18 protein-coding genes are annotated in these 18,009 nt (G+C 70.4%); 7 read left to right on the top strand and 11 right to left on the bottom strand.

Going from position 1 to position 18,009, the window contains the following annotated elements; all coding sequences use genetic code 11:
• Window positions 1-25 precede the first annotated feature (25 nt).
• The gene (locus tag ACFQRE_RS10380; protein ID WP_380121922.1) at window positions 26-1,936 is read left to right on the top strand and encodes a propionyl-CoA synthetase; all 1,911 of its coding nucleotides are present in this window, start codon (window positions 26-28) and stop codon (window positions 1,934-1,936) included.
• Here ACFQRE_RS10380 and ACFQRE_RS10375 read toward each other — a convergent pair.
• Window positions 1,933-3,129, bottom strand: a complete 1,197-nt coding sequence (locus ACFQRE_RS10375; RefSeq protein ID WP_380121920.1) for an MFS transporter — start codon at window positions 3,127-3,129, stop codon at window positions 1,933-1,935. The two genes, ACFQRE_RS10380 and ACFQRE_RS10375, sit on opposite strands and share 4 nt — an antisense overlap.
• A 36-nt stretch (window positions 3,130-3,165) precedes the next feature.
• On the opposite strand from ACFQRE_RS10375, the gene ACFQRE_RS10370 reads away from it, so the two are divergent.
• The 6 genes from ACFQRE_RS10370 (at window position 3,166) to ACFQRE_RS10345 (ending at window position 6,732) form a co-directional block, all read left to right on the top strand.
• Window positions 3,166-3,738, top strand: a complete 573-nt coding sequence (locus tag ACFQRE_RS10370) for a CGNR zinc finger domain-containing protein (protein WP_380121917.1) — start codon at window positions 3,166-3,168, stop codon at window positions 3,736-3,738.
• A 63-nt stretch (window positions 3,739-3,801) separates the two neighbouring features.
• Window positions 3,802-4,725, top strand: coding sequence for an AEC family transporter (locus ACFQRE_RS10365; protein ID WP_380121915.1), 924 nt, complete (start codon window positions 3,802-3,804; stop codon window positions 4,723-4,725).
• 18 nt (window positions 4,726-4,743) lie between these two features.
• The gene (locus tag ACFQRE_RS10360) at window positions 4,744-5,139 is read left to right on the top strand and encodes a DUF4870 domain-containing protein (RefSeq protein WP_380121912.1); all 396 of its coding nucleotides are present in this window, start codon (window positions 4,744-4,746) and stop codon (window positions 5,137-5,139) included.
• A gap of 47 nt (window positions 5,140-5,186) precedes the next feature.
• Window positions 5,187-5,852: a CDP-alcohol phosphatidyltransferase family protein gene (locus ACFQRE_RS10355; protein WP_380121910.1), complete on the top strand. Its 666-nt coding sequence runs from the start codon at window positions 5,187-5,189 to the stop codon at window positions 5,850-5,852.
• Window positions 5,842-6,306, top strand: a complete 465-nt coding sequence (locus tag ACFQRE_RS10350) for a VTT domain-containing protein (RefSeq protein ID WP_380121908.1) — start codon at window positions 5,842-5,844, stop codon at window positions 6,304-6,306. Before ACFQRE_RS10355 ends, ACFQRE_RS10350 begins: the two co-directional genes overlap by 11 nt.
• Before the next feature lie 30 nt (window positions 6,307-6,336).
• Window positions 6,337-6,732: a hypothetical protein gene (locus tag ACFQRE_RS10345; protein WP_380121906.1), complete on the top strand. Its 396-nt coding sequence runs from the start codon at window positions 6,337-6,339 to the stop codon at window positions 6,730-6,732.
• A 319-nt stretch (window positions 6,733-7,051) separates the two neighbouring features.
• Here the strand turns inward: ACFQRE_RS10345 and ACFQRE_RS10340 are convergent, their stop codons facing one another.
• The 10 genes from ACFQRE_RS10340 to ACFQRE_RS10295 form a co-directional block, all read right to left on the bottom strand.
• Entirely contained in the window at window positions 7,052-8,656 is a 1,605-nt protein-coding gene (locus ACFQRE_RS10340) for a helicase HerA-like domain-containing protein (protein WP_380121903.1), read from the bottom strand.
• A gap of 55 nt (window positions 8,657-8,711) precedes the next feature.
• Complete coding sequence (gene xylA / locus ACFQRE_RS10335; RefSeq protein ID WP_380121901.1) at window positions 8,712-9,869, bottom strand: xylose isomerase; 1,158 nt, start codon at window positions 9,867-9,869, stop codon at window positions 8,712-8,714.
• A complete protein-coding gene (locus tag ACFQRE_RS10330; RefSeq protein WP_380121898.1) occupies window positions 9,866-10,879 on the bottom strand; it encodes a sugar phosphate isomerase/epimerase family protein in 1,014 nt (337 codons plus the stop codon). Before ACFQRE_RS10330 ends, xylA begins: the two co-directional genes overlap by 4 nt.
• Window positions 10,880-10,945: 66 nt before the next feature.
• Window positions 10,946-12,379, bottom strand: a complete 1,434-nt coding sequence (locus tag ACFQRE_RS10325) for an alkaline phosphatase family protein (protein WP_380121896.1) — start codon at window positions 12,377-12,379, stop codon at window positions 10,946-10,948.
• Window positions 12,376-13,569, bottom strand: coding sequence for a metabolite traffic protein EboE (gene eboE, locus ACFQRE_RS10320; RefSeq protein WP_380121894.1), 1,194 nt, complete (start codon window positions 13,567-13,569; stop codon window positions 12,376-12,378). Before eboE ends, ACFQRE_RS10325 begins: the two co-directional genes overlap by 4 nt.
• A gap of 2 nt (window positions 13,570-13,571) precedes the next feature.
• On the bottom strand, window positions 13,572-14,432 hold the full coding sequence (locus ACFQRE_RS10315; RefSeq protein WP_380121892.1) for a TatD family hydrolase: 861 nt from the start codon (window positions 14,430-14,432) through the stop codon (window positions 13,572-13,574).
• Window positions 14,429-15,013 (bottom strand): EboA domain-containing protein, encoded by a 585-nt coding sequence (locus ACFQRE_RS10310; protein WP_380121889.1) that lies wholly within the window; start codon window positions 15,011-15,013, stop codon window positions 14,429-14,431. The genes ACFQRE_RS10315 and ACFQRE_RS10310 overlap by 4 nt, the downstream gene beginning before the upstream one ends.
• 1 nt (window position 15,014) lies before the next feature.
• Window positions 15,015-15,878 (bottom strand): sugar phosphate isomerase/epimerase family protein, encoded by an 864-nt coding sequence (locus ACFQRE_RS10305; RefSeq protein WP_380121887.1) that lies wholly within the window; start codon window positions 15,876-15,878, stop codon window positions 15,015-15,017.
• A complete protein-coding gene (locus ACFQRE_RS10300; protein ID WP_380121885.1) occupies window positions 15,875-16,810 on the bottom strand; it encodes an SCO3242 family prenyltransferase in 936 nt (311 codons plus the stop codon). The genes ACFQRE_RS10305 and ACFQRE_RS10300 overlap by 4 nt, the downstream gene beginning before the upstream one ends.
• Window positions 16,807-17,973: an inositol-3-phosphate synthase gene (locus tag ACFQRE_RS10295; protein ID WP_380121883.1), complete on the bottom strand. Its 1,167-nt coding sequence runs from the start codon at window positions 17,971-17,973 to the stop codon at window positions 16,807-16,809. Before ACFQRE_RS10295 ends, ACFQRE_RS10300 begins: the two co-directional genes overlap by 4 nt.
• Window positions 17,974-18,009 lie beyond the last annotated feature (36 nt).

Raw genomic sequence — 18,009 nt, 5'->3', positions numbered from 1 at the left:
ATCCGCAACGGGCCACGATGGCGAGATGACCCACGACGGCTACACGGCGGCATACCGGCAGTCCCTCGACGACCCGGATGCGTTCTGGCGCACGGCAGCGGAGCGGATCGAGTGGATCACTCCCCCGACGACGATCCTCGACGCCAGCAACCCGCCGCTCTATCGCTGGTTCACCGGCGCCACCCTCAACACGTGTTTCAACGCACTCGATCGGCACGTGCGCGACGGCCGCGGCGAGCAGCCCGCGCTCATTCACGACAGCCCCGTGACCGGGACCACACAGACGATCACGTATGCCGGCCTGCTGGCTCGCGTGGCGACGTTCGCCGGTGCGTTGGCGAGCCTGGGCGTGGAGAAGGGCGACCGGGTCGTCATCTACATGCCGATGGTCCCGGAGGCGGTCATAGCGATGCTCGCGTGTGCCCGGTTGGGGGCGATCCACTCGGTGGTCTTCGGCGGGTTCGCCCCGGCGGAGCTGGCCGCGCGGATCGAGGACGCCCTGCCCAAGGTGGTCGTCGCCGCGAGCTGCGGCATCGAGCCCAGCCGGGTCGTCGAGTACAAGCCGATGCTCGACGCGGCCCTCGACCGCAGCACCCACAAGCCCGAGTCGGTCATTGTCTTCCAGCGCGAGCAGGCCCGGGCCGCGGTCGGCGAGCGCGACACCGACTGGGAGGAGATGGACTGGGACGAGCTCGTCTCCGACGCCGAGCCCGCTGACTGCGTCGAGGTCGCGGCGACCGATCCGCTCTATGTCCTCTACACGTCGGGCACGACCGGTCGACCCAAGGGGGTCGTCCGCGACAACGGCGGCCACGCCGTCGCGCTGCGCTGGTCGATGGACAACATCTACGGCATCAACCCGGGCGACGTGTGGTTCACCGCGAGCGACGTCGGCTGGGTTGTCGGCCACTCCTACATCGTCTACGCGCCACTGCTCACGGGCGCGACCACCGTTCTCTACGAGGGCAAACCGGTCGGCACCCCGGACGCCGGGGCCTTCTGGAGACTCATCGCCGAGCACAAGGTGCGGGCCATGTTCACTGCACCCACGGCATACCGGGCCATCAAACGCGACGACCCGCACGGTGAGCTGATGCGAGAGCACGACCTCTCGTCCCTCGACACGGTCTTCCTCGCCGGTGAGCGGCTCGACCCCGACACCTACGAGTGGGCCACCTCGATGCTGGGGGTCCCCGTAGTCGACAACTGGTGGCAGACCGAAACCGGCTGGCCCATCGCGGCCAGTCCCCGCGGGCTGCAGCCGATGCCGATCAAGCCCGGCTCTCCGAGCGTGCCGATGCCGGGGTATGCCGTGGCGATCCTTGACGAGGCCGGCGCACCGCTGCCGGCCGGCCAGGAGGGCGCGATCTGCCTCAAGCTGCCGATGCCGCCGGGGACGCTGCCAACACTGTGGGGCGATGACCAGCGCTATGTCGACGGCTACCTGTCGACGTTCCCGGGCTACTACGTCTCGGGTGACGGTGGGCTCGTCGATGAGGACGGCTACCTCTATGTCATGGGGCGCACGGACGACATCCTCAACGTCGCAGGGCACCGACTGTCGACGGGTTCGATCGAGGCGGCCCTGGCCGGTCACGCCGACGTCGCCGAGTGCGCGGTCATCGGTGTCGCCGACGAGCTCAAGGGTCAGGTGCCGCGCGGGCTCGTCGTCCTCAAGGGCGGCGTCGACGGGACGGGCGCCGAGGGCGAACGGATCTGTGCCGAGCTCGTGCAGCGGGTTCGTGACGAGGTCGGGGCCGTGGCGGCGCTGCGGCAGGTCGACATCGTGGCCGCTCTGCCCAAGACCCGTTCGGGGAAGATCCTGCGCAAGACGATGCGCGAACTCGCCGACGGCCGAACTCCGGTGGTGCCGGGGACGATCGAGGACGCCTCCGTCCTGGACACGCTCGCGCCAGTGCTCCGTCGACCGAACTAGACCACGATCGTTCGAGCAGGGTCTGGCGCGAGCGCGCGAGCCGAAAGTCCGTGCGCCACACCGGTGGCGAGCATCGCCGAGGCGGCGACGAGCCAGAACATCCGCGTGCCCAGGTCCAGCATCACCCCCATCAGGGGAGGGCCGACGGTCAGCGCGATGCCCCAGGTGATGCCGTAGGCCGCGAAGTAGGCAGCCTTCGCCCCGGTCGGGGCGAGTCGTGCCACGAGCGTGTAGGCGTGGCCCAGGAGCAGAGCATCTCCCAGCGCGATGACGACGGTCGCCACGGTGTAGCCGACGATCGTTGGGAGGAGCCCGGCGATCGCCAGTCCGACAGCGAGCAGCGCGTAGCCGCCGACCATTCGCCGGTGCGGGTCGTCGTGCCGCCGCAGAAGTGGCTGGGCTCCGAGGATGACGAGCGCGGCCAGCGTCGCGAGCAGGCCCGCGTCCGAGGGCGGGCGACCCACGGCGGCGAGGGAGATGGGCAGGGCCATCGGGATCGCCAGATAGACGGTCGCGAAGCTCGTGCCGGTCGCCATGAGCACGAGAAGCCTGCGATCGGACCAGGGCTGTGCGGTGGCGGCCTCCAGTCGAGACGGTGGTGGCGTCGGGGCCAGGGCTGCGGCCACCAACACGGCGCAGGCCAGCGCAGTGAGTGCGTCGATGGCAAAGAGCCACGCGAGCCCGAGACGCCCGACGGTTGCGGCGATGACGCCCGCCACGAGCCCGGCCGCCGACAGAGTCACGCCCAGCAGCCCATAGGCCGACGGGAGGAGGTGGTCGGGAGTGACGTCGGCGATGAGGCCCTGGCTTGCGGGCTCATGAATCTCGAAGCACAGCCCGAGCAGGATCGCCCCGGCGAGGGCGACACCCAGGCTGGGAGCGGCTGCGATGACGAGCTGCGCGGCCGCCGTGCCGCAGAGGCCCATGGTCACGGCGGCCTTCGATCCGACCTCGGCAACGAGGCGCCCACCGAGGAGACGCGAAGGGATGGTCGCGGCACCGAACGCCCCGACGACGAGCCCCGCGACTGTCACGGACGCTCCGTGATCCTGCACGAGGAGCACGGCGAGGAAGGGCATCGAGAAGGCTCCGAGCCGGTTCACGAACCGCGCCACCAGCAGCACCGTGACCGATCGGGGCAAGCGGCTCCCGAGCGAGACGACGCGACTGGGGACGGGCTGTTTGTCAGTCATGGCTCAGACGTTAGGACCGGGGCGTAACCTGTTCAAATGCGTTTTGACAGTCACGTCGTGGACCTCCTCCGAGTGGCAACAGGTCTGGTGAACACCCAGACGTGCTCCTGTGCCGGGGGTCGCCCGGCGGAGAGGCTGGTCGGCCCAGCGTTGCGCCAGGAGCTGGGCACCGTCCTCGTCCGGGAGGGCCGGAAGCCACGAGTGGAGGAGCGCGATGCGAGGGTCCTGGGCCGGTTCGCCCGCGACGCGCGACGGATCTTCGAGGCCGCCGCTGACGAAGATTTCGAGCGGGCCGCCGCCGCGACCAACGAGCTTCTGGCCTGGTCCCGCCCAGCCCCCCGGCTCGACCAGCACGGCACGGTGTGGGACCTGCACTTCCACGGACCCACCGACCGGCTCGGCGACGGGTGGGCAGCGGGGTGCGCGGCAGCCCTGGCCCTCGCGATCGGCAGCGAGCGCGCCGGACGGCTCGGCGTCTGCTCGGCACCGGAGTGCGACCGCGTCCATGTCGACCTCTCCAAGAACGGCAGCCGCAGCTTCTGTTCCGTCACCTGCCAGAACCGCGTCAAGAACACCCGCCACCGGCTCAGCCGGACACCCGGCCGCTGAACCGGGCGCACCCACGACGAGACGGCCACCCCGCCCTCAGAGGTCCACATCTAGCCTGACTGGGTGCAGGGAGTCTTCACGGGGTTCGCGACGATCGCCGTCGTCATCGGCGTCGGCGCCCTCCTCGCCCACCTGCGCATCCTCGACCTGACCGCTCAGCGGATCCTGTCGCAGGTCTCGTTCTTCGTCGGTTCACCGGCGCTCATGGTCGTGACTCTGAGTCGGGCCGACGTCCACGAGGTCCTGTCGGCCAACCTTGCCGCCACCGCGGTGGCGGTGGTCGTGCCGCTGGGCATCTATGCCGGGCTGGCGCGCTTTGTCTGGCACCGACGCCTGGGTGAGGGGACCATCGGAGCCCTCTCGGCGGCATACGTGAATGCGGGAAACCTGGGTATCCCGGTGGCGAGCTATGTCCTCGGGGACGCGTCCTACGTCGCGCCGACCCTGCTCCTCCAGCTCCTGGTCCTGCAGCCGATTGCGTTGGCGCTGCTGGATGCTGACGCCTTGGGTCGGTCGCCATCGTTCGCGCAGCTCGTCACGCGGCCGTTCAGGAATCCGCTCACCGTCGGCTCGCTCATCGGGCTGCTGCTGTCGGTGACGGGGTGGACGCTGCCGGACTTCGTCGGCAACCCACTCGAGCTTCTCGGCAACCTCGCGGTGCCGTCGATGCTCATCGCCTACGGCATCGCGCTGCGGCTCGGACCCGGCCTCGGTGCCGCCGGATCGGTGAGCGAGCTCGCGACGACGTCGGCGCTCAAGCTCGTGGTCCAACCCGTGGTCGCGTATGCCGTCGCGCACTTCGCGCTCGGAGTCGACGGTCACGCTCTGCTCGCCATCGTGGTCTGCTCGGGCCTGCCGACGGCGCAGAACATCTTCGTCCACGCGACCCGCTACGACCGGGCGACGGTGCTCGCCCGCGACACGATCCTCATCACGACGATGGGCTCGGTGCCCGTGATTCTCGCGATCGCCGCTCTGCTGGGGTGAGCGACCTATCCTGAGCGTGTGGGCGAGGGGAACTATCAGGATCAACTGCGGCAGGACCTCAGTCCCCTGCCCCGTGCTGACGACGGCCGCCTCTACGCCGCAGCGCTCCACCTCATTGCGGCGTTCACCATCGTCATGCCCTTGGTTGCCCTGGTGGCCCATGTGTCGCGCAGGGATCATCGGCCACTGGTGCAACTGACCGCTGCTGCCATCCTCCGGTTCCACGCGCAGCAGCTCTTTCTGCTCGTCGGCGGCGTCGGCCTGGCCCTGGTGACCCACCACGACACGACGGGTGGTGTTCTCGCGCTGGTGTGGTTGGCGGCCTCGGTCCTGCTTCCCCTGCTCGCGGCTGGGCTCACGTGGCGGAGTGGCCGCGTCTTTCGCTACCCCGTCTGGGACCTGCTGCGTCGGTGATTCCCGTGATCGCCGCATTGGTGGGCTGAGCGACCTATCCTGAGCGGATGTGGGGATCTGCGCTCTTGGGGGAGCACACAACAGATGTCGGGATCGGCGTCGAACGTCTGTGGACGGGCGCGACCGTCATCACGGCCGTGCGCACGATCGCGTCGGCGGTGGTGGCTGCGTGGGCGGTGCATGACCGCAGCCTCACCCTGCTCGTCGTCGCGCTCGCGATCTACTGGGTCGGCGACATGGCTGACGGGGCGTGGGCACGACTGCGCTCGTGCGAGACGCGGATCGGTGCTGTGCTCGACATCTTCTCGGACCGGTTCAACGCCGGGGCCTTCTACTTCGGGTTGGTGTGGCTGCAGCCCGAGCTCGCGCCAGCGGTCTTCGTCTACCTCGCGGAGTTCATGGTCGTCGACAGCTTCCTGTCGATCGCGTTCCTCGCGTGGCCGATCCGCAGCCCCAACTACTTCAACGTCGTCGACCGTCAGATCTGGCTCTGGAACTGGTCCAAGCCGGCGAAGGCCGTCAACAGTGCCCTCTTCGCGGTTCTGCTGCTCGTGACCGGCTGGATGTGGGTCGGACTCGGCATCGCGCTCGCCCTGCTCGCCCTGAAGTCCTGGTCTCTCGCGCGGCTGCTCCGGATCGGCCTGCCCGTGCCGGCGGACGCGGACGCGCAGACCGAGGCGGATCGGCCCCCGGGCGCGCCCCATGTGGCTTGAGGCCCTCACGACTCTCGGCCTCGGTGTGGCCTCGGCGATCGTGCCGGTCATCAACATCGAGGCGCTCCTCGTGGTCGCCGCGACCCAGGACCGTGCACCCACGTGGCTTCTCGTGGCCGCAGCGACGATCGGGCAGATGGCGGGCAAGCTGCTCTGGTACTACGGCGGCTGGGAGCTCGAACGCTTCCCCTTCGTCGCGCGGCGCATGCGCAAACCCAAGGCTGCTGCGGCGATGGAGAAGTGGCGCACCCGCACCGACGGACGTCCGTGGTTCATGGCCGGGCTGCTCCTCGTGTCCGCCGCGGCGGGCCTCCCCCCGTATGCCGTGCTCGCCGTCGTCGCGGGTGCGTTGCGGGTGCGCCTGTCGGTCTTCCTCATCACTGGACTGGTCGGCCGAGCGCTGCGGTTCTGGGCCGTCATCTCGGGGACGGCGGCAGTCATCTCCTGGTGGTGACGCCACGCGGAGTCGGGTCATGATGGGGAGATGATCAGTCTCGACCTCGCCCGCAGCCTCGCCCACGACGCCGGAGTCCTGTGGGAGCCCGCAGCCGGCGATCGGTTCGTCATCGACAACGCAGCGCTGGCCGACGAGGTCTTCTGGATCAGCAACCTGACGATCGAACCGCAGCACTTCGCCGACCAGACCGTCCTCGGCTTCAACGGCACGACCGAGTGGGCGCTGGACTCCGTCAGCCTGGACCAGTCGCTGTGGCTGCCCCGCGAGGACCAGTTGCGGGCACTGCTCGGAGACCGGCTCGAGTCCCTCCGCCGAGTCGGGGACGGCTGGGAGGTGACGTATGCTGCGGTCGACAGCACACGGCATACGCTCAGCGATCCGGACGTCGAATGCGCCTACGCGAGAGCCCTGCTCACCCTCTGACGCGGTGGTGTGCGGCTGGCGCCAGCGGCGCTCAACGTGACCAGCGGCGCCCCGATGGGGACGCCGCTGTTCAGGGTCTGCGCCGCTCGCGCGACCGGCGCAGAATAACGTTCGTCGGTCAGCGCTTGCGCGTGCCGAAGATCGAGCGGGTGATCTCGCGGCCGAGGACCGTGCCGGCCGATCGCAGCGCCGACTTGAAGGCGCTCGACTTGATGACCTGCGAGACCGGCGCTCAACGTGACCAGCGGCGCCCCGATGGGGACGCCGCTGTTCAGGGTCTGCGCCGCTCGCGCGACCGGCGCAGAATAACGTTCGTCGGTCAGCGCTTGCGCGTGCCGAAGATCGAGCGGGTGATCTCGCGGCCGAGGACCGTGCCGGCCGATCGCAGCGCCGACTTGAAGGCGCTCGACTTGATGACCTGCGAGACCAGACCCGGGTCCTCCTTGGGGGCAGCAGTCTTCCTGGCGGCGGTGGGAGCCCGTGACGGCTGCGGGGCCTCCGCGACGGGCGGTGCCACGACGCGAGCCGCGAGCTTCTCGTAGGCCGACTCGCGGTCCGCGACGGCGGCGTACTTCGACGCGATCGGTGACGCGGCGATCGCGGCATCGAGCACGGCGTCGGTGGACGGCGCCATGAGCGACAGCGGTGCGCGCATGCGAGTCCACGCAACGGGGGTCGGCGCGCCCTTCTCGGACAGGACCGTGACGACGGCCTCACCGGTGCCGAGTGACGTGAGCAGCTCCTCGAGGTCATAGTCGCTGTGGGGGTAGGTCCCCACTGCGGCCTTGAGCGCCTTGGCGTCGTCGGGAGTGAAGGCGCGCAGGGCGTGCTGCACCCGGTTGCCGAGCTGACCGAGCACACCGGAGGGCACGTCCTTGGGCGACTGCGTCACGAAGAAGACGCCGACACCCTTGGAGCGGATGAGGCGGACGGTCTGCTCGATCGCCTCCTGGAAGGACTTGCTCGCGTCCGCAAACAGGAGGTGCGCCTCGTCGAAGAAGAAGACGAGCTTGGGCTTGTCGATGTCGCCGACCTCGGGCAGGTCGTGGAAGAGGTCCGCGAGCATCCACATGAGGAAGGTCGAGAAGAGCGCCGGACGGTCCTGCACGCCGGGCAGCTCGAGGCAGGTGACGAGACCCTTGCCGTCGCCGGCCGTGCGCAGCAGGTCACTGGTCTCGAACGCCGGCTCACCGAAGAACGCGTCCGCGCCCTGGTCCTCGAAGGCGATGAGCTCGCGCAGGATCACGCCGGCCGTCGCGGACGAGAGGCCGCCGAGCGCCTTGAGCTCGGGCTTGCCCTCGTCACTCACGAGGTGGGCGATGACAGCGCGCAGGTCCTTGAGGTCGAGGAGCGCGAGGCCGTTCTTGTCTGCGTAGTGGAAGACGAGTCCGAGGCTGGACTCCTGGGTGTCGTTGAGGCCGAGGACCTTGGACAACAGCGTCGGGCCGAAGTCGGTGATGGTGGCGCGGATGGCGATGCCCTTGCCCTGGCCACCGAGGGACAGGAACTCGGTCGGGTATGCCGTGGGCTGCCAGTCCTGTCCGACGTCTGTGGCCCGCGCTGTGGTCCGGTCGCTGGGCGCTCCCGGGCTGGCCATGCCGGACAGGTCACCCTTGATGTCGGCGAGGAACACCGGGACGCCCTGACCGCTGAGCTGCTCGGCCATGAGCTGCAGGGTCTTCGTCTTGCCCGTACCCGTGGCCCCGGCGACGAGGCCGTGGCGGTTGAGGACGGCGAGCGGGATGCGCACCGGGGTGTCCGGGTGGGCGACGTCGTCGATGACTGCTGCACCGAAGTCGAGCGCGGGCCCCGCGAAGGCGTAGCCGGCACGGATCTCGTCGAGGTGGGGACTGCTCGCGGGAGCGGGTGCGGGAGCTGCGGGGGCGTCGGTGGCGGGCTGCTCGGGAGTCGCGTTCTCGGTCACCCTCGGCACTCTAGTGCGAGCGCCAGGCGAGCCGACGGCATACGCCGTCGTGGCCTCACCGGATCCCGTAGAGGTGGTCGAGGGCGAGCTGGTCGAGGTGCTCGAAGCCCATTCCGCGGGCGGCGGCCGCCTCCGGGTCGAAGCTCTCCGCGCGGAGCGCATCGAGGCCCTCGCCCGGCGTCAGCGTGGGGGTGGCGAGCTCGTCGAGCCGCGAGGCCTTGAGCGCCGCCTGGACCTCAGGGTCGGCCCGGAACGCGAGCGACTTCTCACGCAGGACGAGGTAGTTGCGCATGCAGCCGGCGGCCGACGCCCACACTCCGTCCATGTCCTCGGTGCGTGGGGGCTTGAAGTCGAAGTGGCGCGGACCGTCGTAGCCGCCCTGCTCGACCGTGTCAACGGTCCAGAACGCGCCGCGGGCATTGCCCGCACCGAACCGCAGGTCCTGGTCGAAGCGCGGCCCGTGCTGGCCATTGAGGTCGAGGTGGAAGAGCTTGCCGTGCCAGAGCGCCTGGGCGATGCCGTGGGCGTAGTTGAGCCCGGCCATCTCCTCGTGCCCCACCTCGGGGTTGAGGCCGACCAGCTCCGGGTGCTCGAGCTCGTTGATGAAGGCGAGAGCGTGGCCGATGGTGGGGAGCAGGATGTCGCCGCGCGGCTCGTTGGGCTTGGGCTCGAGGGCGAACTTGAGGTCGTAGCCCTGCTCGAGGACGTAGGCGCCGAGGACGTCGAACGCCTCCTTGTAGCGGTCGAGGGCCGCCCGGACGTCCTTGGCGGCACCCGACTCCGCACCCTCGCGACCGCCCCACGCCACGAACGTCGTCGCGCCGAGCTCGACGGCGAGGTCGATGTTGTCGGCCACCTTGCTGATCGCGAAACGGCGCACGTCACGATCGTTGTTGGTAAAGCCGCCGTCGCGAAAAACGGGGTGGGAGAACAGGTTTGTCGTCACCATCGGCACGACCAGTCCGGTCTCGGCGAGCGCCTTGCGGAAGGGCGTGAGGTGGTCGAGCCGCTCCTGGGTGCTCGCGCCGAACGGGATGACGTCGTCGTCGTGGAAGGTGATGCCCCACGCGCCGAGGTCCGAGAGCCGGTGGACCGCCTCGGCCGGGTCGAGCGGAGGACGCACTGCGCCACCGAAGACGTCGACGCCCTGCCAGCCGACGGTCCACAGGCCGAACGAGAACTTGTCCTCGCGGGTGGGCGTGAAGTCGCTCATGCGTCCTTCCCCGAGCTGAATGCTGCGTCGAACGCAGCGGCCGGAGGCTCGAGGGCGATGCGGCGCACGAAGCCAACAGCCTCAGCGGCACCGACGAGTCTGTCCATGCCCGCGTCCTCCCACTCGACCGAGATCGGGCCCGAGTAGCCGATGGCGCCGAGGGTCCGGAAGCAGTCCTCCCACGGGACGTCACCGTGGCCGGTCGAGACGAAGTCCCAGCCGCGCCGGGGGTCGTTCCACGGCAGGTGCGACGACAGCCTCCCGTTGCGGCCGTTGCGCACCCGCATGCGCACGTCCTTGCAGTCGACGTGGTAGATCCGGTCCTGGAAGTCCCAGATGAAGGCCGCCGGGTCGAGGTCCTGCCACACCATGTGCGAGGGGTCCCAGTTGAGGCCGAACGCCGGGCGGTGGCCGATGGCCTCGAGGGTGCGCACCGTCGTCCAGTGGTCGTAGGCGATCTCGCTGGGGTGCACCTCGTGGGCGAAGCGCACGCCGACCTCGTCGAAGACGTCGAGGATCGGGTTCCACCGGTCGGCGAAGTCCTGGTAGCCGGCCTCGATCGTCTGCGCCGACACCGGCGGGAACATCGCGACGTACTTCCAGATGGCCGACCCGGTGAAGCCGATGACGACCTCGACGCCCAACAGCGCAGCGGCGCGCGCGGTGTCGGCCATGCGTTGCGCCGCCCGCTGCCGCACCCCCTCGGGGTCACCGTCGCCCCAGATGTCCGGCGGCAGGATGTCCTGGTGCCGCTGGTCGATCGGGTCGTCGCAGACCGCCTGTCCCACAAGGTGATTCGAGATGGCCCAGACGCCCAGGCCGTGACGCTCCAGGATCTCGCGACGCCCGGCCACGTAGTCGTCCTCGGCCAGCGCGCGGTCGACCTCGAAGTGGTCGCCCCAGCAGGCGATCTCGAGGCCGTCATACCCCCAGGAGGCGGCCAGACGGCATACCTCCTCGAAAGGCAGGTCGGCCCACTGGCCGGTGAAGAGAGTGATCGGACGCGTCATCGCGGTGCTCCTTGCGGTCGGGGTGGTGGAGGTGGAAGTGGTTGCAGCGCAGGGCTCGTCGATCCGTCAGTGGGTGAGGGCGACCTCGACGCCCGCGGCCCGCAGCACGACGTCACGCACCTCGGTCGCTGCCACCGTCTCACGCAGTCGACCCGGTGTGGAGGTGATCAGCACAGGTCCGTCGGCCGCGTCCTCCGGGAGCCGTCCGTGGCTCCCCTTCACCCAGCGGGCGTCGAGCGGCACGACCTTCATCGAGTAGCGCAGTCCGACCTTCTTGCGCACCAGAGAGAGCCCGGCGCGGGCCTTGGCGGTCTTGTCGGCCGGGTCGAAGAACAGCTCTGCGGGGTCGTAGCCCGGCTTGCGGTGGATCTCGACGCCGCGGGCGAAGTCGGGTGCCCTCGCGTCCTCCAGCCAGTAGTAGTAGGTGAACCAGGCACGGGCCTCGGCGACGACGACGAGGTCCCCGCTGCGCGCGTGATCAAGGCCCTGCGCCGCCTGGGCCTCGCGGTCGAGTACCTGCTCCACCCCGGGAGTGGCCTCGAGCAGCGTGCGAACCTCTTCGAGCCGCCCGACGTCCTTGACGTAGACGTGCGCCACCTGGTGGTCGGCCACGGCGAACGCCGGCGAGGCCCACGGGTCGAGGTACTCCATGCCCTCCTGCGTGTGGACCTCGAGCAGCCCGGCCCGGCGCAGCACCCGGTTCAGGTGCACGGGCCGGTCGACCTCGGTGATGCCGTACTCGCTGAGCACGACCACCTCGACGCCGAACCGGGCCGCGTCGTCGAGCAGGGGCGCCAGCACCGCGTCCAGCTCTGCCGCGGCGGCGGACGCCTGCGGTGACCGCGGACCGAAGCGCTGGAGGTCGTAGTCGAGGTGCGGGACGTAGGCCATCGTGAGGTCGTGGTGGGGCATGATCCGCCGGGTGGCCTCGACGATCCACCGCGAGGACGCGATGGCCGCCGTGGGCCCCCAGTACTGGAACAACGGGAACTCGCCGAGGGCCTCGGTCAGCTCGTCACGCAGCCGGGTGGGGCGGGTGTAGCAGTCAGGACTCTTGCGTCCGTCGGCGTGGTAGACGGGGCGAGGAGTCACGACCGTGTCGACATCCATACCCATCGCATACCACCAGCACACGTTCGCGACCTTGGCGTCGGGGTATGCGCTGCGCAGTGTGTCCCAGAGCTTCTCGCCCTCGACGAGGCTGTTCGGCTGACGCCAGAACATGATCTCGCCGAGGTCCCGGAAGAACCAGCCGTTGCCGACGACGCCGTGCTCGCTCGGCAGGGTTGCGGTGAGGATGGTCGACTGCACCGAGCAGGTGACGGCCGGAAGGACCGTGCCCAGAGTGGCGCTGCTGCCCTTCTCGGCGAGCTCGCGGAGGCGGGGCATGTCCTTGAGTGCGCGGGGCGTGAGACCGACGACGTCGAGCAGCAGCACTGGTTTCGGCGCCACACCGCCCACGGGGGCGGAGGCAACCTGGGGGCGTGCAGTGGTGGTCACGGGGTCTCCTTGAGGCCGAGGTCGATCAGCTGGTCACGCACCCAGGCGATCTCGCCAGCGATCCGCCGGGAGAGGTCGTCGTCGGTGCGAGGGCGGGCCGCATCGGGCAGCACACCCCAGGTGTAGGTCTCCACCTCGAGGTGGTCGGTCGCGGCGTGCTCGCCTCCGACCAGGGCGTCGAGCGAGGCCACGGTGTGGTCCCGGGTCGCGCGAAGTGGCGGCTCGGGATCGAGGTCGAGCGGCACGTGGAAGTGCACCCGCCACGGCACGGCCGAGCCGTCGTCGGCGCGCTCCTCCAGCGGGTCGCTTCCTCCGAGCGCGTCCGGGAGGTCGTCACGCGCTGAGATGGACCCGTCGGTATGCCGTCCGCGCACCTGGTGCAGGAACCGCACCTCGTCGAACTGCGCCAGGGCCCGCCGGGTGGCGGGGTCGGCCGGGTCGTCGGCGTGCACGGCCGCAGAGACCTGGGCCTTGGTGACCGGGAGCCCAGCCCCTGCGATGCGATCCCGTGCCTGCACCGCGTCCTCGAAGCCGACGGCGAGGTGGCAGAGGTCGAGGCTGACGCCGATGCGCTCGGTGTTGACGCCGGCAAGCCGCTCCACCGCCTCGGTCGTCGTCTCCACCACACATCCGGGCTCGGGTTCCAGACCCACCCGCACCACCCGGCCGGTGCGGGCCTCGATGCCCTCGAGAGCGTCGGAGAGACGACCCAGGTTGTCCAGCGCGACCTGGTGCTGTCCACGGTCCCAGGGGGTGCGCCACGCGAACGGCAGGGTCGACACGCTCCCCCGGGCGGCGTCGTCAGGCAGCAGCCGGGCCAGCACCGCGGCGCAGTCGACCGTGTAGTCCAGTCGTTCCTGCTCCGACCAGTCCGGGTGGTAGACGCGCTGCTTGACCACCGGCTCCTGGAAGCCGCGGTAGGGAAAACCGTTGAGCGTCACCGTCTCCAGGCCCCGGCGGGTGAGAGCCTGCCGCAGCCCATCGGTGGCTGTGGCGTCCTGTGCCAGCTCATGGGCGGCCGGGGCTGCGAGCCACAGCCCGACCCCGAGGAGGTCGGACCCCAAGTGCTTGCGCACCGGAAGCACGAAGCGGTCGAGGTGGGCGAGGACGTCGTCGAGACTGTCGCCGGCATGAACGTTGGTGCAGTAGGCAAGGTGCACGACGGTGCCGTCAGCATGGTGGAGGCGCACCCTCAACCCACCTTGGCGCCACGAAGCACCGAGTTGCCCTCGAAGGTCGCCCCGACGTCCGGGTCGACGTCCTCGAGCTCGAGGCGACCGCTCTGTCCGTAGAACTCCACCGGGTTGCGCCACAGGACCTTGTCGACGTCGTCGTCGGAGAAGCCCGCAGCGAGCATGGCCTGCGCCGTGCGCAGGGTGAGCAGCGGGTCGCTGCGTCCCCAGTCGGCAGCCGAGTTGACGACCATCCGCTCGGTGCCGTGCTCCTGCAGGATGGCGACCATGCGGTGCGGGTCCATCTTGGTGTCGGGATAGATCGAGAAGCCCATCCAGCTGCCGCTTCCGGCGACGACCCCGACCGTCACCTCGTTGAGGTGGTCGACAAGCACCCGATCAACCGGAAGTCCGGACTCGCGGACGACATCGAGTGTGCGCCGCGTGCCCGCGAGCTTGTCACGATGAGGCGTGTGCACGAGGGCCGGCAGTCCGTGCTCACGTGCCAGACCCAGCTGGTGGGCGAAGACCTTGTCCTCCTCGGGAGTCATCGAGTCGTAGCCGAGCTCGCCCACCGCCACCACACGGTCCTTGACGAGATAGCGGGGCAGCTCGTCAAGCACCGCCCGGCAGCGTTCGTCGTTGGCCTCCTTGGGGTTGAGGCCGATGGTCGCGAAGTGCTGGATCCCGAACTGCTGCGCCCGGAAGGGCTCCCACCCGAGCAGCGCGTCGAAGTAGTCGCAGAACGACTCGACACTGGTGCGCGGCTGGCCGAGCCAGAACGACGGCTCGACGACCGCCCGCACCCCGGCGGCGTGCATGCGCTCGTAGTCGTCGGTCGTGCGCGAGGTCATGTGGATGTGCGGGTCGAAGATCCTCATCTGCTGCTCCCGGGGGTTGAGGTGGACTGGTCGGTGTGGACGATCCGCCGTGCGTCGGCTGGGACGTCGCGCCCAGCCGCCCGGCGCTCGTCGATGAAGTCGCGCACCATCCGGCGCAGCTCGTCGTCGGTGCGTTGCTCGAGGTCGGGGACGGTGTCGAGCGAGATCCCCATGAAGATCGACTTGACGACACCCTGACGCCACGCGGGGTCGTCGAGGTGCGTGGCGGCATACGCCCCAAGGGCACGCTCGACGAGTCGAGTGTCGTTGGTGCGCAACGCATCCCGCACGATGGGGAGGAGCGCGTCGCCGACGGCTGGTCGAGTTCCGGTGGCCCGGTCGAGGCCGGGCAGCGCCGCGAGCACTGCCTGCTTCTCGGCGCTGTCGCCTCTCCGGTAGAGGAGCGTGGCGATCCGCACGATGTCCTCGAGCTCGCCGCCAACGGCCTCGAGCAGTCCGACCCGCACCGCCTCGCCGTCGTCCCCCTCCGCCCGGGCGTGCCGGGCCGCAGCCGGGAACAGGCTGAGGAGCGCATCCGCGTCGGCCGCCACCGCTTGCCCGGCGTCGTCCTTCCATCCCATGTCAGGTCCTCCTCTCGAGCTGGTGGGCGTCGGCCTCGGCGAGGCGCAGGGCGCGCAGGCTCGTCTCGGCGAGGACCGGTGCGGCGTGCGAGTGCCGGGGCAGCTCGACGTGCACGAGGCCGCCGTAGTCGATGTCGCCCAGGGCCGCGAGCACGCCTGGCAGGTCGACCTCACCGTCGCCGAACGGCAGGTGCTCGTGCACCCCGCTGCGCATGTCGTCGATCTGGACGTTGGCGACGAGGTGCCCAGCCCCGCGAATCACCGACCCCGGGGACTCGTCCTCGGTGCAGGTGAGGTGACCGACATCGATGGTCAACCCGAGTGCCGCGGGGCGGTCCAACCGCTCGACGAGCCCGACGACGTCGCCGACCCGCTCGAGGAACATTCCCGGCTCCGGCTCCAGGGCCAGCGTCACGCCGGCGGCTTGGGCGACGGGCAGCAGGCTGGTCACCGCGTGGTCGACCCGAGCCCATCCCTCCTTGGCGCTGGCCGACTCCGGCAACGTGCCGCTCCAGCACGAGACGACGCGAGCACCCAGATCGGGCGCGAGGCGCAGGGCGGTGGCCACGAGGTCGATCCGCCGCTCCCGTCCCTCGTTGCTCACGAAGGTCGGGTGGTGCTTGCGCCGGGGGTCGAGCACGTAGCGACCACCGGTCTCGACAACGACGTCGAGTCCGTGGCGGGCCAGCAGGCGCGCTGCCAGTGCCACTCGCTGAGCGAGTCCCGGACCGATGGGGTCGAGATGCGCGTGGTCGAGGGTGATCGCCACGCCGTCGTAGCCCAGATCGGCAAGGACGGCGAGCGCGTCGGGCAGCCGGTGGTCGGTGAACCCGTTGAGGCCGTAGCCGAACCGCAGCCCGCTCACGTCGGCGACCCCTTGCGCATCGCTGACCGTGCGACCCACGAGAGAGCCCCGAGCGCCAGGGCGGCACCGGCCTCCCCCGCCGACGCGACCAGTGCCGACTGGAGCGGCACCATCCCCTTGATCCCAGCGACCGTGGCACGGCGGGTCGTCGCCGCACCGGGATCGGTCACCGCCGCAACCTGCGCCCGTCCGACAGAACTTGCGTATGCCGTCGCCGCCGCGATCGCGACACCCGTCGCCACCCAGCCGTCCCGGCTCCCACGACCCCGACCCGCCCGCCCCTCCGCGAGCGAGTGGGCCAGGGCGAGCGCGCGCGCTGACGCGAGGACGGGGATCAGCGTGGTGACCACGGTCGTCGCACAGAGGGCGCCTCGGGCCGTTGCCGGCTTCGTACCATGGACCTCACCACGACTCAACGCGGTGACGCCCGCGGTGTGCACCGCGAGAAGGGCTGCGGGGGCGATCGCCTGTCGCAGGGCAGGGAGGCCGCCGGCCGCCGCGCCCAGGAGGACGTCGAGTCCCCGGGTGCTCGCCATGACAGCGGTGCTCGCAGGCCCCGACTTCGCCGAGAGGTCGTAGGTCCAGACGGCACCGGCCAGCACGCCCGCCACCGCGGCGGCTGGTGCGCCACCGGCACGTGCGGCAAGGCCCACGCCCGTCGCGGTGAGCCCGGAGGCGAGGGCGAGTGCCGTCCCCGGTGTCACTCGCCCGGAAGGGATCGGGCGCTCGGGGCGCTCGAGGGCATCGAGGTCTCGGTCGGCCCAGTCGTTGAGGGCCATTCCGGCCCAGTAGAGCGACACCGAGGCAAGGGGCAGCAGGGCAGTGCGACGACCCGCGGGCCACCCTGCGCTGGCTGCCCCCGCGAGGGTGTCGCCGGGCACGGTCAGGCCTGCGGGCGCTCGGACGAGCTCCGCCAGGTCACGCACAGTCATGAACGAACGCCCGCACCCTCCGTCGCCCAGCGGACGAGGAGGTCGTGCTGCGGGGCCAGGGCGTGCTCGTCCAGCCCGGCCGGGTCCTTGAAGAAGAACCCGAGCGCCGGCAGGGGACCACTCTCACCTCTGCGCATCGCCAGGTCGAGCAAGCGGGCGAGATCGATGACCAGGGGTGCCGCGAGCGCGGAGTCACACCCCTGCCAGGTGAACTGCAGCGTCATCCGGGTGCCGAGGAAGCCGGCGAAGGTCACGTGGTCCCACGCGGTCTTCCAGTCACCGAGGTCGGCCACGTGGTCGATGTGCAAGGGGCCCTCCACCGCGTGCCCGAGGAGTGCCTCGAGCCCCGCGGCCTTGCTGTCGATCTTGCTCCGGCGGGCGTCGGGTGAGGCCAGGGTTGCGCCGTCACCACCACCGAGCAGGTTGGTCCCGGACCAGGAACGCACGTCGAGGGAGCGCATCGCGAACATCGGCGCGAGCACCGACTTGAGCAACGTCTCACCGGTCTTGCCATCGCTGCCGCCCCACGGCATACCCGCCTCGTCGGCGAGGGTGCCGAGCACCGGAAGGCGCGCGCCGGCGGAGGGGGTGAAGTCCACGAAGGCGCAGCCGGCCGCGAACGCGGCCGCGGCATACACCGAGCTCGGGGGCAACGGGGACTCCCCGGCGTCCCAGGCGAGGTCGAGCGCCTGACGGTCGGCGTGGGCCGCGTGGGGGACGACGGGAGCCTCGGTCGAGGAGACGTTGATGACCACGACGCGGGCCAGGCCCTCACGCTCACGGAACTCGCGCAGGTCGTCCGCGAGACGATCGACCGCCTCACGCTGACCCTCGGCGCCGAGGGCGTAGCCGGGACGGACGCGGGTGGACGCCTCGTCGAGGTCGTGCGCGACGAGGCCGGGAAGGTCGTGGGGGATGACACCGGCGGCGGCCAGGGCCTCCGCACGCTTGGCGAGGGAGACGCTGCTGACATCATGTCCGCCGGTCACGAGATCTGCGGTGTCGATGAGGTCGGCCCCATCGAGGCCGGACTGGGCGGTGACGAGCCCGGTGGGGGCAGCGACACCGGCACGCAGAGCGGCGAGCCCGGCGGCGACGGTCGTCGCGACAGATCCGCCGGCGCCGACCAGCCAGAGTCCGGTGCGTTCGGTGGTCATGGTCATCGGAGAGCTCCTCGCGTCGGTGCTGCGGTGGTCGGT

The sequence above is a fragment of the Knoellia pratensis genome (assembly GCF_042666395.1).
Classification (GTDB): Bacteria; Actinomycetota; Actinomycetes; order Actinomycetales; family Dermatophilaceae; genus Knoellia; species Knoellia pratensis.
This window is presented reverse-complemented; position numbering and strand designations above follow the sequence as displayed.

Coding starts and splice junctions, on each gene's coding strand:
- ACFQRE_RS10295 (WP_380121883.1), bottom strand. CDS start 17,973: ATGACCATGACCACCGAACGCACCGGACTCTGGCTGGTCGGCGCCGGC.
- ACFQRE_RS10300 (WP_380121885.1), bottom strand. CDS start 16,810: ATGACTGTGCGTGACCTGGCGGAGCTCGTCCGAGCGCCCGCAGGCCTG.
- ACFQRE_RS10350 (WP_380121908.1), top strand. CDS start 5,842: ATGTGGCTTGAGGCCCTCACGACTCTCGGCCTCGGTGTGGCCTCGGCG.
- ACFQRE_RS10310 (WP_380121889.1), bottom strand. CDS start 15,013: ATGGGATGGAAGGACGACGCCGGGCAAGCGGTGGCGGCCGACGCGGAT.
- ACFQRE_RS10375 (WP_380121920.1), bottom strand. CDS start 3,129: ATGACTGACAAACAGCCCGTCCCCAGTCGCGTCGTCTCGCTCGGGAGC.
- xylA (WP_380121901.1), bottom strand. CDS start 9,869: ATGAGCGACTTCACGCCCACCCGCGAGGACAAGTTCTCGTTCGGCCTG.
- ACFQRE_RS10315 (WP_380121892.1), bottom strand. CDS start 14,432: ATGAGGATCTTCGACCCGCACATCCACATGACCTCGCGCACGACCGAC.
- ACFQRE_RS10370 (WP_380121917.1), top strand. CDS start 3,166: ATGCGTTTTGACAGTCACGTCGTGGACCTCCTCCGAGTGGCAACAGGT.
- ACFQRE_RS10345 (WP_380121906.1), top strand. CDS start 6,337: ATGATCAGTCTCGACCTCGCCCGCAGCCTCGCCCACGACGCCGGAGTC.
- ACFQRE_RS10330 (WP_380121898.1), bottom strand. CDS start 10,879: ATGACGCGTCCGATCACTCTCTTCACCGGCCAGTGGGCCGACCTGCCT.
- ACFQRE_RS10355 (WP_380121910.1), top strand. CDS start 5,187: ATGTGGGGATCTGCGCTCTTGGGGGAGCACACAACAGATGTCGGGATC.
- ACFQRE_RS10380 (WP_380121922.1), top strand. CDS start 26: ATGACCCACGACGGCTACACGGCGGCATACCGGCAGTCCCTCGACGAC.